Genomic DNA, 14,595 nt, shown 5'->3' with positions numbered 1-14,595 from the left:
GGACGAGTTACCTACGGACAGATTGTCCGCGTGTTTCCTTAAGGTGCTTGAAACCTGCGCTTGCGCTTTGGTTGCAGATGGTAGCCAAGTGCATGCATCACATGATCGTCGGGTGTGGAGCCTCCTCCTCTCGCGATCGAGGGGCACCGCTGCCGCGGAGGAAGGTTCTGCTCGACCTGAGTGACGAGTGGGTCCGCATGTCCCGCGTCCGCGGTTCTGGGGTTGAGCGCCCCGCGGCCGGCCGTTCCGTCCAGGTAGCGGGAGGCAGCGGCAAGCAGCCCGGTTCCGGGTACACGGCGCCGCGGGGAATGGACCCAGGCGCGGCCACTGGTGAGGCGACTCGACGCCACAGTGGACTATCCCCGGAAACTCACATGCGAGAAAGGGCTGTTGCTGTCAAGGGTCTGCCGTCGAATTCCTACGGACACTTTGTCCGCTCGCCGCACTCGCCCAGTGGAATCGTCTCTTCACGCTCCGTCGCACGAGCTTCTGATGGACCACAGCACCCACACGCGATCCCGGCTGATCCCCCTGCCCTAGCCACTACTCCCGCACTGGAGGTGCCCCACATGGCAGCCCAGCAACACAGCTCGCAGGGCGTGCTTCGCGTTCCGACGAGCGGTTCAATCCCTATCCAGCGGCAAAGCAATCAGGCGGATACGACGTCCACGCTCGCGGACGTGGAGCGACTTGTGCAGCGGTACAAGGTGCCGATTGAAGACGCCTTGCTCATCGCGATCAACCTCCACGGAATCGACGGGAAGGTACCGCGGCACCGGGCCCGCTTGCAGGTGCGGCTGGACAGCGCGCGGTCAGTGCCCTGGCAGCTCATCGTCCCGCTGAACGCTGCCGAGTCGCCCTTCCGCCTGATGGAAGACGGGCAAATGCTGCTGGGGAAATCTCCGGTCGGCGTAGTGGAGCGTGTCGACGCTGACGAGGCGGTGGGCGGCTACTTCCGTGACGCCGGCACCGCCTTGACGCTCAACCCGAACGCCCGGAGCCGCTGCGTGGGTTGCGCCTTCTGTCCCAATACACTGGAAGCGGCGGCAGACCCGCGTCTGTCGGAGGAGCAGGACCTCCGAGAACTCCTCGCGGCACTGCGCGAGCAGCACCCGCGGCGGGACCTGACGGAAGTCCGAGAGGTCACCGTCTCCACCGGCTGCTTCGAGCGCGAGCCCGCGGCCGTCGATCATCTGCGCGCTTTGCGCTCGGTGCTCGCCGAATGCGGCATCGAAGCCCGGCTCGGTTTCCTCACTTCAGTGCTGCGTTCCAGTGAGGCGTTCGACCAGCTTGCCGACGTCGGCCCTTTCGTGCTCAGGCTTACCGCTGAATGCTTCACCCGTCGCGACCTCCTGCTGAAGGCCAGCAAGGCCGTACTGACCACCACGTCGATGCCGGAAGTGCTGAGGCGGGCAGTCGCCGCCGGCCACGGCACCTCGTTCACGTACATCGCGGGCTTAGACGACCTCGACGCACTGCGCACCGGTGTCGAGGCACTGGCGCCGTACGTGACCGAGTTCCCCAACTTCCAGGTCTACCAGGCCCACAACCGCATCATGGCGGGCCTGCGCGGCTCGGGCGCCGAGGACCTTGAGTACTACCTCCGCGCCCGCGCCGAGATAGAGAAGATCATGAAGCCTTCAGGTCTGCGGCCAGTGGCGTGGGAGTGTTACCGCCCGCTGTGGTACTTCACCTTCGCCAACGAGACCCTGGTCGGCGCGTGATGGAGGACACTGCCGTTCTGGCCGACGTCCTGTGGAGAGCCGTCTGCTACGCCTCGGTGTGCCAACTCCATCTACAGAACAATGTCCTGCTCAGTCGGCCGCTGATCACCGAAGACGTGAAGATGCGCCCGTCGGGCCACTGGGGAACCGTGCCGGGCACTGCGTGGGCCTTGTCCCACCTGGCCCTCGCCGCCGGAGCCCTTGATGGGGACATCAGTCTCGTGCCGCTACTCGGAGCCGGGCACGCGGGCGTCGTCCAGCTTTCTGCTGCCTGGCTCACGGGCGAGCTTGGCAGGCTGCGCCCCAACTTTCGCCCGGACGCGGATGGTCTGCGACGACTCTCCCGGTCATTCCCCGACGTGGATGGACTGGGAACCGAGGTCACCCCGGCGCTGCCGGCTGGCGCTTTCCTCGGTGGACGCCTCGGAGGGTGTCTGCCCTTCGCCCAAGGAGTCGCCCTGGACGCTTCGGGCAGGGTCGTCGTCCCTGTGATCGGCGACGGCGAGTGCGAGACGCCGACAACAGCAGCCGCTTGGCTCGCGCAATCGAGCCTCGTCGGCGCCGCAGTCCTTCCGGTAGTGCACGTAAACGGCTTCCGCATGGGCGGTCCGTCACTGCTCGGGCGGCTGGACGACAACCGCCTTCGCGCGTACTTCGCCGGCCTCGGATGGGACGTCGAGATCGTTCATGTCACCACTGGAGCGCAGGCCGAGCACGCCGCGTTTCAAGCCGCCTTACAGGACGCCATGGAGTCGACCCTCGGAGATCGGCCCACAGCTCTCGTCCTCCGCTGTGTCAAGGGATGGACCGGCCCCGTCGCCCTGGGCAGCCAGACGCTTCTCGGCACGCCCGCCCTGCACAAAACACCCCTCACGAACCCGCGGGCCGACGCGGAACAGTTGTCGCAGCTCAATGACTGGCTGGCCTCCTACCGGCCTTCACAACTCTTCGACACGAACGGGCACAGCCGAGGCCCCCTCGCCGAAGCCATCGCCCAGGTTCGCTGGTGCTCTCTTCCCACCGCACGGCCGGCAACTGCCTCTGTCCCGCGGAAGGGCACCGGTGTCTCGTTCGCAAGCGCAGTCACTGGGATCGTCCGGCAACACGCAGAACGAGGCGACTTCCTGCTGCTCAGCCCTGACGAACTGGCCTCCAACCGTCTTTCCGATCTCGCGGGTGAGCGGTGGGCTCACGAACTGCTCGCGGAGGAGGTCCTGCTGGAGTGGCTCGCCGGCTGGACCGCCACCGGGAGACGTGGCCTACTCGTGTCATACGAGAGCTTCGCCCCCTTGCTCACCAGCAGCCTCGTGGGACACATCAAGCAACGGCGCCTCGACGGCGCCCGGGGGCTGCCCAGCTTCAACCTCCTTCTGACCTCCTACGGTTGGCACAACGTCCACACCCACGGCGACCCGTCCCTCGCCACCGCCCTGCTCGCCCTCGGTGCCCCCAGCGTGCGTGTCCTGACGCCGGCGGACCCGGTCCGAACAGCGGCGGCCTTGGACGAGGCGCTGAACTCGTTCGACCGCGTCAACCTGGTCATCACCGGCAAGCACAGCCGCACCCTCCACCCGGAGAGTTACCTCGCCGCGGAGCAGAGCCGTGGTCTCGCGGTGTGGTCGCACCTCAGCGACGATGACGAGTCCGACCTGACGATCGTGACAGCGGGGGACATCCCCGCCGCCGTGGCCACGGACGCCGTCGACCACATTCGCGATCGCCACCGGTGCCGTGTCCGAGTCGTCAATCTGCTGGACCTCACGATCCTCGGCGCTCCAAGCACGTGGCCACGGGGCCTCAGCGATCGCGAGATCGAGCAGTATCTCGGTGCTCACGCTCCCCTTCTCGTCCTCACGCTCGGCCACCCTGCGGCCGTGTGGGGCCTCTTGGCCGGAAGGCTCCGCCGCCCCGTCGACGTCATCGGCTGGCAGGAGCCCGCCGGCCCGATGCCTCAGCACGATCTCGCCCGCAGCATGGGGATGGACGTGTCGGGAGTCGTCCGGGCTGCCGACCTCCTCCTTGCCTCCCGTGAGGTGGTCCGATGACCTCGTGGACCATCCGGGACCTCCACGTGGTCCAGACGAGGCAGCCCGCGGCAGCCGGAGATGACACCTTCTTCGTCGCGGTCCGCGCCGGGCACGCAGTCGGCTGGTACGGCCCGGTCGGGGAACGCGTGGGGCGCTACGTGAACGACGTACTGGCCCCCGAGACGAAGGACGCGCTGGTCGCCGACCACGCTCGCCTGCTCGACGAGCTGAGGGCTGCGGCTCGCAGGCATCCGTCCGAGGTTGCCTCATGGGCGGTCGGCACGGTCGACTGCGCCGTCTGGGACCTCCACGGCCGCCTCGCCGAGCGCAGCGTGGCCGAGCTCCTCACCAGGGCGTCCCTGCGGCCCCTTATCCCGGCGTATGCCTCCTGGCTCACACAGGACCTCAGCAGCATCAACAGCCCGAACGTGCTGACCGGCGTCATGGCCGGCGGCTGGAGCTTCACCAAGTGGGGGCTCCGCCGCGACCCGGCCGCTCCGTCGCGGGAAGCGGCCACCCGCATGGCCCAGGCCATCGAATGCTGCTCGGAGGCTCTCGGCACACCGCTAGCCGTCGACGCGGTCGGCACCTGGACGCCGGCGGTGGCGCTGGCATTCGCCCAGGCTGTCGATCCCGCTTGCCTGCGGTGGCTGGAGGACCCGCTCCCGCGTCACGACGCGGACACCTACAAACTCCTCGCGGCAACGTCGCTGCCGCTGGCGGTCGGCGAACGCGCGCACTGCGACGAGGACCCCACCGGACTGATCCATTACATAAGGCCCAGCGCACTGACTCTCGACGCGGTCGGATGTGGCGGCCTGACCCGAGCGGCACAGATCATCCCAGCCGCTCAGGCCCAGGGCGTACCCGTATACCCGCACGGCCGCTCGCTCCTGCCCGGCCTCCACCTCGCCGCCGCCTATCCAAACGCCGTCCCGGCTGTCGAGTACCGGCTGCGATGGGAGCCAGGGCGCCAACGCCTCTACGAGGTGCCGCTCCGCCCCGAAATCGGCCGCATCCGCCTGCCGTACACCCCTGGTCTCGGCACTACGCCAAGGAGCACAGCATGCCCAGCGCCCCACTGACCGTCCCCGTCCAGGGCACGGTCGCCCACAGTCCGGAAGGGCCCCTGCTCCGCCTGTCGCGGCGACTCGACGGCCACGACACCTTTCTCACCGGAAGCCTCGACATCGCGGACTCGTCCGTCCCCGTGCGCATCCTGACCCTGGACGACGTCACCGTCCTGCGCCCCACGAGCGGTTTTCCGGCGCCAGCGGACGGCGAGCACTGGCACGGCCGACTACGCCTGCCACACGGATTGCGTCCCCGCAGCGTGCCACCGGACCTCGACGGCGCCGCAAACCAGGAAGGGCGATCACTCGACGCGCTCGACGAAGCGGAGTTGCGGTACGTCCTCACGTTCCTCTCAGAATCCACCACCCCGGACATCCGGCAGGCCCGAATCGAAGCCGTCGTCTCCGCGCTGCCGACCACCACGGGGAGGACCCAGTGACCACACGGCCCGAACTGCTGGTCTCGGTAGACGTCGGGGGCACCCTGGGCATGGCCGACGGCCCCGGCCTGACAATGCGGCTGGTAGAGGCGTCGCCGCTTCCTCCCGCACGCACCCGCGCGATCCTTCGGTCCAGCCTCCACACCCGCCCGGCCTTGACCGACTCCCTCATGCACGAGGTCTGCGAAGCGATCCAGGTGCCGATGGAGACATTCCCGCGCGATGTGCCGCCGGCCCCGTTCAGCCTCTACCCCGGTACGACCGAGGCCCTGCGCCGGATCAGTGCCGTGGCGACCGTCGTCACCCTCTCCAACGTGACCTGTGTCGACGCCGACACCGACGGCATGCGCACACTCCTCTCCCCATGGGTGAGCGACTTCTTCCCGTCCTGCCGCATCGGCCACACCAAGCCCGACCCTCGCGCCTTCCACGCCGTGACCGACCAGTTCAACATCGACCCAAATCGCCTGATCCACATCGGTGACGACTGGACGTGCGACATCGTGGGTGCCATCAAAGTAGGGGCGCGTGCCGTGTGGATCTCGCGCGGAAGGCAGGTCCCCGACGAGTCCCTGCTCGTTGACCACGGTGTGCTCGTCGCCGACGACTTGGCGGCGGCAGCCGCCCACATCCAGCACCTCGCACCACGGAGCGTCACATGAGCTTGTTCACCGGAACCGCCGGCTACTACCGCCAGTTCCGCCCCGGCATCCCTGAAGACGTCGCCGCAGCCCTGGATCAGGCCACCCCGCACCGGACCGACGATCCACGACGCCTGCTGGACGTCGGCACCGGAACCGGACTGGTGGCCGAGGCGTTGCTCGGCCGGTTCGACGACATCATCGCCATCGACAACGACGCCGACATGCTCGCCGCGGCGGAATCGGCACTGCGCCCGAAGCTCCCCGAAGGCACACGCCTGTCGCTCATCGAGAGCACCGCCGAGGACTTCGTGCCCCCCGCCGACTGGAAGGCCGACCTGGTCACGATCTGCCGCGCGTTCCACTGGCTCGACCAGGCCGCCGTACTGGCCCGCTTGGACGACCAGGTCGCACCCGACGGCGTCGTGGCCATCTTCGGCGACAGCAGCTTCTGGACGTCGACCAGCCCCTGGAAGGAGGCCGTTCGGGACGTCATCAAGACGTTCCTGGGTGAGGAGCGCCGTGCCGGGTCCGGCACCTTCCAGCACCACAACCGCCCCTACAGCGAGATCATGGAGGAATCGCCCTTCGACCAGGTCGAAGAAGCCCGGATCCCTGTCCACCGCACCTGGACCACCGAGAGCATCCTCGGCTACCTCTACTCCACCTCCTTCGCCGCGCCCCACCTCTTCGGCGACCGCCTGCAGGAATTCGAGACCACGGTCAAGGAGCGGCTCACGGACTTCAGTGAGGACGACACCTTCCCCGAGGAGAACGAGTTCCTGATCCGCTTCGGGCGGCGGAGCAGGAGGTGACAACCGACAGCACCAGACGGGCGTTCGCCGCGCTCACCGCACCCCGCGTGACGGCCGAGCTCGGCGAACGGTCCGTCCTCTGCCTGCCGCTCGGGTCAGTCGAACAACACGGCCCACACCTGCCCCTGGACACCGACACCGTCATCGCCGAGCACTTCGCGCACTGCCTGGCCGGCCATGTTCTGGGAATGCACGATCTCTGGGTCGGACCGGCCGTCCCCTACGGCCTGTCGCCCGAGCACGCCCGCACGCCGGGGACTCTCACTCTGGACCTCCACTTGTACGCCACCTTGATCACCACACTCGTCACCGAGTACATCCGGTCCACGTGCGTCCAGTCCGTGCTCCTCATCAACGGCCACGGCGGCAACCGCGGCGTCCTGGAGGCTGCCGTCCACCAGCTCCGCCACTCCCACGGCGTCACCATCTGCGCGCTGCACCCCGCCGCACTCGCCGTCGGCCGCGTCCCGGTCAACAGCGAGTTGCCCGAGGTTCACGCCGGAGTGCTGGAGACCGCCCTCATGCTCGCCCTCGACCCGGACCGCGTCCGACTGGACCTCCTACCGAACGAGTCGTTCCCCGACCCCGGCCAGCGACGGACGATCGGCCGCCTCGCACTCGACCGCGGCGTCACCTGGCCCTGGACCTCCGACGACCCTGCACTCTCCACAGGCGGCGTCATAGGCGGCGATCCGAGAAAGGCCACCCCAGAAGTCGGTAGGCAGCTCCTCTCCGCGGCGCTCGACGCCAGCACGCACGTACTCGACCGCATCGTCACGGCCACGTCCCCCAGGACGTCAGAGACCTTACGGAGACAGCATGCCCCTCACATCTGAAGAGAAGGACGCGTTCAAACGGGACGGCGTGGTCATACGCCGTGGGCTTATCGCCTCCGAGCTCGTCCACCGCGCCACTTCCCTGATCGATACCTGGTACCGCGACCTGAAGCCCAGCGACATCCCGGCCTACAACCAGCGCACATTCGCCCCCGAACTCGAGAGCCATCCCGACATCCTTGCCCTGTACAGGGACACGGAGGCCGCCGAACTCACCACCGACCTCCTCGGGGACACTCTCCCCGTCGCCAGCGCCCAGATCCAGATCCGTGTGCCCGAGTCGGAGTTCCCAGGCATGCAGCCGGAGAAGGCGATGCACGTGGACGGGGTCTCCTGCCCCCACCTCGATCCGCGGGAACTGCGCACCTTCTCGCTCCTCGTTGGTGTCGTGCTGTCCAACGTAAGCAGTGCTCAGGACGGCGCGCTGCACTACCAGCCGGGTGGACACCGCACCATGACGGACTGGTTCCGAACCCAGTGGTCCCTCGGCATGACGGAACAGGTGCCGCCGGAGATCGACCAACAGCAGGGCGTGCCTCTGCTCGGCTCCCCGGGCGACGTACTCCTCATGCACCACCTCATCCCGCACTCGGTCGGACGGAACCTCACGCCGTTTCCCAGGGTGATGGCCTACTTCCGCCTCTCCCACCCGGACCACCCGCGCCGCCGCCTCGAAGCCCTGCGCGATCCGTGGCTCGACTACCCACCTCTCACCGCCATCCCCCAGCCCATCCTCGAAATGGAGTAGCCCATGCGTGTCATCGGATCCGAAGACCTCGAAGCCGCAGCACAGGCGATCGAGCGCGGAGGACTCGTCATCGTCCCAACCGGGCGCTGGTACATGGTCTGCGCCGACGCGAGCAACGCGCAGGCGTGCGACGACATCATCACGGGCAAGCGACGCCCGAGCGGCAAGCCCCTCGCCTACGTAGCCCCCTCCATCGCCGCCTGCAAGGACCTCTTCGTCCTCAGCCCGGAGGCCAAGCGACTCGCCTCGGCCTTCTGGCCCGGTGATCTCGCACTACTGCTGCCGTGGAAGAACCCGGAAGACGCCACCCAGCACTCGACCGTCGGATCACCCGCCCTGGTCACCATCGCCCCCGGCACCCTTGGGAACCTCGCGTTGGCGGTGAAAGTCCCTCTCGCGGCCACTACAGCGAACATCTCCGGGGACGCCAGCCCGAGCGACCCCGGCCCAGCCATCACCATCGACCAGGTCCACGCCTTCCTGGCCGACTCCGGCCTGGAAGCCGACTTCATCGTCGACGGCGGAGTGTGCCCGGCGGCGAACCACATGACCATCGTCGACTGCTTCACCCCAGAGACCAGCCTGGTGCGCACGGGGCTCGTCCACCAGCGTGCCCTCTCGGCGGTGCTCGGCACCGAGATTCGGACCGCCTGACGACCTGGCCTCTCTCCCCCTGAACCACCGGGAGAGAGGTCGGCTCCACGGGCGAGTAGGCGCTACCCGCCCGCTGCAGCTGACACAGCTCGGCCGCGACGACCAACGGCTCTACCTCTCGTGGTGGCGCCCGCGAGTCTAGAAGTCGTACACCGCGAAATCGGTGACCGGGCGGTACCCGATCCGCTGATAGAGGCCGTTGCTGGTGAGGTTGGCCAGGTCCGCGAACAGCAGAACCTCCGCCGCACCTGCGGCCAACGCGGCCCGACTCACCTCGACCGTCGCGGCGCCCGCGTAACCGCGACCGCGCAAATGGGCGGGGGTGTAGACGGGGGTCACCCGGATCTGGCCAGCGACTATCGGGGTCATACCCGCCATGGAGACCAAGGTGCCGTCTGGGGCCTCCCAGAACGTGACGCGTCCGGAGGCGATACGTGTGTCGGCCCAGGAGCCGGCATCCGCAGAGGAGGATCCGCCGATGGCGGCGACAAACTCGCTGTGCCAGAGCATGAGTTGCTCGCGATCCTGCTCGCCCGCGACTCGACCCCGGCCCTCTGGGGCCGGCCGTGGTGATGCGAGCGTGCCGAGGCGATACAGGCGCTCCCGCTTGTGGAGCGTCGGCGTCGCCCCCGTGTGCCGTTGCCAGGCCGCGGTGAAAGCGGTGGCCGTGTCGTGGTCCGCGCTGACGCCGGGGAGAAGGTCACCGAGACCAGCCAGGCGGGCGGCGAGGGTGTCGGCCTCCTCAGGAGTGAGGGGCGTGAGGTACAGACGGCGCGGTGGGGTCCGGAAGAAGGCCGCGCGAACCTCGCCCGCCCGTTCCAGCCGACCGAAGAAGCGTCTTGCGCTGAAACAACGTCAGAGCCATGGATATCTGGGTGACAGGCCGTTTCGCCGAGCCCTACGCTCGCCAGGCATGACGAGCATGGATGAGCGGATCACCGCCTTCTACACCGAGTACGACGAGGCGTCCCGGCTGCACGCTACCGCGGCGGGCCGCCTGGAGTTCGAACGGACCCGGGAGCTGCTGCGCAGGCGCTTACCTCCGGCGCCGGCCCGTGTGCTGGATGTGGGCGGCGGCCCAGGGACACACGCCCGATGGCTATCCGAGGATGGCTACGAGGTGCTGCTCGTGGACCCTGTGCCGAAGCACGTGGAACAGGCCCGCGCGCACGCACCGACGTGTTCGGCTGAGCTCGGGGATGCCCGCGACCTGACCCTTCCCTCCCACAGCTTTGACGCAGTGCTCCTCCTGGGACCGCTGTACCACTTGGCGGATCGCGCTGACCGCCTCAGGGCCCTCCGGGAGGCTCGCCGGGTCGCGGTACCGGGCGGTCTGGTAGCAGCCGCGGGGATCTCCCGCTACTCCTTGATGCAGGACTACACCGTCAGTGCGGGTCTGTCACCGGAACTGCTGGCCGGCGAGGTCACGTGGGTGGTTTGAAGGTGGATCTCGATGGGCAAGGGGTGTGGCCGTTGGTTTTGAAGGCGCGATCCGTGATCGGAGAGGTTGGACGAATGGAACCCGCACCATCCTCTGCAAGTGACTTGTGTCACTGAAGCACCTTGGTTTGCTCGCGGCGAGTAATTGAACCGGACTGGACTCCTCCGGTAGTTGCTTTGCTGTTCTAGCAAAAGGGGCAAGCTGGCGGATTGTTGGCTAGGTGTGTCGGTTTTCTTCGATTCGGCCCTTGCTCAACGTTATGAGGGCTGGTTCGCGTCGCAGGGCGAGTGGTCTTGTCGACTCTTGACGGTGGTGTGGGTGTGGCGTTGACTCGACTCTCTTTGTGACCAGCAGGTGACCGTGGGGTGGGGATTTTGGGGACGGGGAGGGCGCTTCAGTGTGCCCGGAGGCAGTTGGTTGGTGCTGCCGCTTTGGCGGTTTCGGCGTTGTTGGCCGCGGTGGTGCTTCCGGCGCCTGTCGCTCAGGCAGCTCAGGGCTCGATATCGGGTGCGCGGGCTGGGTTGTCTGGGGGCGTACAGCAGGCCGAGGGGCGGACGGCGCTTGCCGAGGCCAGGGAGTCAGGGGAGCGGGTCGAGGTCGCCGGTGAGCGGTCGGAGCGTTCGACTGTGTACGCCAACCCGGATGGTTTCACGTTCACTTTGGAGGAGTCGGCGGTTCCGGTGCGGGTGGCCAAGCCCGGTGGGGGTTGGCAGGCGCCGGACGCCACGCTGATCCGGCGTCCGGATGGAACGGTGGCGCCGAAGGCGGCCACTGCCCAGATGGCGCTTTCCGGTGGTGGGGACGAGAGTCCGCTGGTGTCGATTGCCGACGCGGGCCGGTCGTTGGAGCTGGACTGGCCGGGGAAGCTTCCGGTGCCGGAGTTGGACGGTGCGAGCGCGCTGTACCAGGAGGTGCTGCCGGATGTGGACCTGAAGGTCACGGCTACGCCGGAGAGTTTCCAGCATGTGCTCGTCGTCAAGACGCCTGAGGCGGCGGCCAACCCGAAGCTGAGGAAGCTGACCTTCGGGCTCACGTCTCGAGGGCTGTCGGTCCGCAAGGGCGCGGCGGGCAATCTGGCCGCGGTCGACGCGGACGGCAGGACCGTCTTCCGCGCTCCGCCGGCGCAGATGTGGGACTCGGCAGGGAAGGCGAATACAGCGCAGCCGGCGATCGCGCAGCGGAAGTCGCCGCTCCTGCTGAATAGTGCGGGGAGCGGTTCGATCGCTTCCGTGATGCGGTCCGGTGCGCCCGCGGATGAGGCGGAGGTTGCCGAGTCCGGCAAGGGGCTGGAGCCTGGTCAGGGCGACAAGGTCGTCCGGATGGACGTGGAGCTGGGCAAGGAAGCTTTGACGGTGGTGCCCGATGCGGACATGCTGGCCGAGACTCCGGCGTCGGCTTTCCCGCTGTTCATCGACCCGACGGTGACGTGGGGGGAGTCGGAGCGGACGCTGCTGCGCAGCGATGGCTACGAGTCCTACAACTGGTCCAACGGGGATGACGGTCTGGGCAAGGGTGTGGGCAAGTGCGGTACGTGGGGCGTCTACTCTTGCGGGCCGGGCTATGTGCAGCGTCTGTATTTCGAGTTCTCGCCGGAGAGCCTCAAGGGCAAGAACGTGCTGGACGCGACGTTCCGGGTGACCGAGCCGTGGGCGTTCCAGTGTGATCCGCGCTGGGTCGATCTGGTGCGTACGAACAACATCTCTTCCTCCACCACCTGGTCCTCGCGTCCCGGGAGGCTGGACCTGATGGGTGATCGGCATGTGTCGGCGGGGAGGGGTTCGCAGTGTGATCCGGACTCTCCTGACGCGCCGATCGAGTTCAACGACAACCCGGACGAGTCGGATGAGAATCTCACTCCGACGGTCAAGAGCTTCGCGGCGGGCAAGTTCTCCCGGCTGACCCTGGAGGTCCGTGCGCACGACGAGTCGGACACCTCGGCGTGGAAGCGGTTCAAGAACGACGCGGTGCTGGCGGTGGACTATGTGGGGCTGCCGGCGCTTCCCGTGGAGGTTGGGCTGGTCGCCGGTTCGGGGCTGGTGTGCTCGACGAACGAGAACGATCCGGCCGTCGTCTCCGACCCGACTCCGCTGGTGACGGGCAAGCCGAAGACCGCCTCGGGTGGTTCGGTGGGGGCGAACCTGCGGATCCGGTGGCGTACGGACCGGTGGAACGGATCGTTCTGGGTGACGGCCCATACCGACGTCGACGGTCCCACCTCCGGTTACGTCGGCAACCTGGTCAAGCAGTCCAAGAGCCTGCCCACCCTGTTCGAGGGGAGCAAGTACCGGCTCAAGGCGCTGACGATGTCGTACTACGAGGACGGGTCGAACCGGCTCAACACCGGATACACCACACCGTGCTACTTCACCGTCGATACGACCGCGCCGAAGGCTCCCAAGATCACGGTCGGCAGCCCCTACACCGAGTGCACGCCCAACGCGTGCGCCGCGGGGGGTAGTCCCGGCAAGCCGGGCACGTTCACGTTCAAGCCGGCCGACGGCGACACCACCAACGTCGCCTACCAGTACCGGCTCACCGAGAGCGCGGCTTGGAGCGACGCCAAGAAGACCTGCCACTCCAATCTGCCGGCGTCCGAGTGCGCGGTTCTTCCTCCCACCTCGGGTTTCGTGATCGGATGGCAGGCCGCCATCACCCCTGACCGCTCCGGTACGCATCGGCTGTATGTGCGAGCGAAGGATGAGGTCGGCCGCTGGGGAGCCCAGGAAGTCGTCGACTTCCTGGTCGCCGCCGGTGAGGGACCGGTCGGGCGCTGGCACTTCGACGAGGCCAGCGGCCCGGCCGTCGACTCGGCCACGGCCGGCGGGGCGAGTCGCCACGACGCCACACTCGGCGGCAGTGCCGTCCGCGACAACCGCGGACGCCGCGGACTGCTCACACACGACGCCAACGGCGCCCCCTTGAAGTCTCCGGTGACCGACCGGGGACTCCTGCTGGACGGCAGCGGCGCCTACGCCGCAACGAGTGGGCCCGTGCTGGAGACCCGGTCCGCCTACACGGTCTCCGCGTGGGCCCGGCTGGGCAGTAACGCCCAAGACGGGATCGTCCTCTCCCAAGACGGCGCGAACTACAGCTCATTCCTCCTCTGGTACGCGAAGTCCACAGGCAAGTGGGCGTTCGGGGTGAAAGGCACGGACGAGGAGACCAGTAAGGCGTACTCCATTGTTCAGTCCACAGCCCCAGCGGTGGTCAACACCTGGACGCATCTCGCTGCCAGCTACGACCCGACCGCCAAAGAAGTCCGCTTCTATGTCAACGGTGCGCTCCAAAGCACCCGAGACGTGCCCGGTTCCTGGCCCTCGAGCGGACCTTTGCACCTGGGCCGCCACCTATGGGCGGGCAACCGGAGCACGGCCTTCAACGGTTCGATCGACGAGGTGGCCGCCTGGCAGCGGAAGCTGAGCGACACGGAGATAGCCGACGAAGCGAAGCTCCTGACATCGGAGGACTTCGCGGGGGCGGAGCTGGTCGCGGACTGGTCCGCGGCAGGTGCCTCGGGCACCACGATCGCCGACACGACCTCCGGCTACGGCAGGAAACTCACCCTGTCCGGTGGGGCGGCCGTCAAGGATGGCGAGATCGTGCTGGACGGCGTGGACGACACTGCCACGGCAACCGGTCCGGTCGTGGACGACACGGGATCCTTCACCGTCACCACCCTCGCCGCCGTGGACGGGGCCGCGCTCGCGAAGAAGGACGTCGGCTACACCGGGCAGGTCCTCGGCCAGCGCACGGCGGACGGATCGGCCTGGGGCCTCTGGTATCAGCTGACCGGCAAGGACACCGTGCTGGACGAGGAGACGTTCGAGGAACGCACCGTACCGGTCGGAAAGTGGCACTTCGGGCGGTTGAACACCGACGGCACCTTCTCCTCGGTGGTGTCCGACGAGGTGGCCGCACTCGACAGCCCCGCGCGGCTTACGGGCGTCTATGACTCGCTGAACAAAACGATCAGTCTCCACCTGGGCTACAACCAGAACGGCGGCGACCAGGTGTTCACGGCCAAGACCGGCTCCGGTGACTTCGCCATCGGCAAGGGCTTCACCTCGGGCGGCTGGAAGCACTACCTGCCTGCCCGGATCGCTGAAGTACGTCTGTGGGCGGGTGCGATGGCCAGTGAGAAGCAGATCGAGACCCGTGTAGGCGACTGACCGATCGAGTGGGGGCAGCAGCTCAAG

General features: G+C 67.7%; 10 protein-coding genes and 2 pseudogenes. 11 read left to right on the top strand and 1 reads right to left on the bottom strand.

The features are described from left to right. The first annotated feature begins 680 nt into the window (after positions 1–680). The 9 genes from V1460_RS30090 to V1460_RS30050 are packed head-to-tail and all read left to right on the top strand — an operon-like array spanning position 681 to position 8,958. Positions 681–1,724 carry a hypothetical protein gene (locus tag V1460_RS30090; RefSeq protein ID WP_338676742.1) on the top strand — a complete coding sequence of 348 codons (1,044 nt, stop codon included), beginning with the start codon at positions 681–683 and terminating at the stop codon, positions 1,722–1,724. Beyond that, positions 1,724–3,769 carry a hypothetical protein gene (locus V1460_RS30085; RefSeq protein WP_338678265.1) on the top strand — a complete coding sequence of 682 codons (2,046 nt, stop codon included), beginning with the start codon at positions 1,724–1,726 and terminating at the stop codon, positions 3,767–3,769. Before V1460_RS30090 ends, V1460_RS30085 begins: the two co-directional genes overlap by 1 nt. Next, entirely contained in the window at positions 3,766–4,836 is a 1,071-nt protein-coding gene (locus V1460_RS30080; protein ID WP_338676741.1) for an enolase C-terminal domain-like protein, read from the top strand. Before V1460_RS30085 ends, V1460_RS30080 begins: the two co-directional genes overlap by 4 nt. Further along, a complete protein-coding gene (locus V1460_RS30075; protein ID WP_338676740.1) occupies positions 4,818–5,264 on the top strand; it encodes a hypothetical protein in 447 nt (148 codons plus the stop codon). Before V1460_RS30080 ends, V1460_RS30075 begins: the two co-directional genes overlap by 19 nt. Then, complete coding sequence (locus V1460_RS30070; protein ID WP_338676739.1) at positions 5,261–5,926, top strand: HAD family hydrolase; 666 nt, start codon at positions 5,261–5,263, stop codon at positions 5,924–5,926. Before V1460_RS30075 ends, V1460_RS30070 begins: the two co-directional genes overlap by 4 nt. Then, positions 5,923–6,720, top strand: a complete 798-nt coding sequence (locus V1460_RS30065; RefSeq protein ID WP_338676738.1) for a class I SAM-dependent methyltransferase — start codon at positions 5,923–5,925, stop codon at positions 6,718–6,720. Before V1460_RS30070 ends, V1460_RS30065 begins: the two co-directional genes overlap by 4 nt. Continuing rightward, positions 6,717–7,556, top strand: coding sequence for a creatininase family protein (locus V1460_RS30060; protein ID WP_338676737.1), 840 nt, complete (start codon positions 6,717–6,719; stop codon positions 7,554–7,556). Before V1460_RS30065 ends, V1460_RS30060 begins: the two co-directional genes overlap by 4 nt. After that, positions 7,540–8,304 (top strand): phytanoyl-CoA dioxygenase family protein, encoded by a 765-nt coding sequence (locus V1460_RS30055; RefSeq protein ID WP_338676736.1) that lies wholly within the window; start codon positions 7,540–7,542, stop codon positions 8,302–8,304. The genes V1460_RS30060 and V1460_RS30055 overlap by 17 nt, the downstream gene beginning before the upstream one ends. Positions 8,305–8,307: 3 nt before the next feature. After that, a complete protein-coding gene (locus V1460_RS30050) occupies positions 8,308–8,958 on the top strand; it encodes a Sua5/YciO/YrdC/YwlC family protein (RefSeq protein ID WP_338676735.1) in 651 nt (216 codons plus the stop codon). Positions 8,959–9,096: 138 nt separating this feature from the next. On the opposite strand, the pseudogene V1460_RS30045 reads toward V1460_RS30050, so the two are convergent. After that, positions 9,097–9,789, bottom strand: a pseudogene (locus V1460_RS30045) (GNAT family N-acetyltransferase); the annotation flags it as partial. Between the two features lie 82 nt (positions 9,790–9,871). On the opposite strand from V1460_RS30045, the pseudogene V1460_RS30040 reads away from it, so the two are divergent. Together V1460_RS30040 and V1460_RS30035 are read left to right on the top strand one after the other, a co-directional pair. Next, positions 9,872–10,322: pseudogene (locus V1460_RS30040) on the top strand (class I SAM-dependent methyltransferase); the annotation flags it as partial. Positions 10,323–10,848: 526 nt separating this feature from the next. Further along, positions 10,849–14,568, top strand: coding sequence for a LamG domain-containing protein (locus tag V1460_RS30035; protein WP_407077642.1), 3,720 nt, complete (start codon positions 10,849–10,851; stop codon positions 14,566–14,568). Positions 14,569–14,595 lie beyond the last annotated feature (27 nt).

This window comes from Streptomyces sp. SCSIO 30461 (genome assembly GCF_037023745.1).
In the GTDB taxonomy this organism is placed as follows: Bacteria; Actinomycetota; Actinomycetes; order Streptomycetales; family Streptomycetaceae; genus Streptomyces.
The sequence above is the reverse complement of the archived record's forward strand: the minus strand, read 5'-3'. Positions and strand labels throughout refer to the sequence as shown.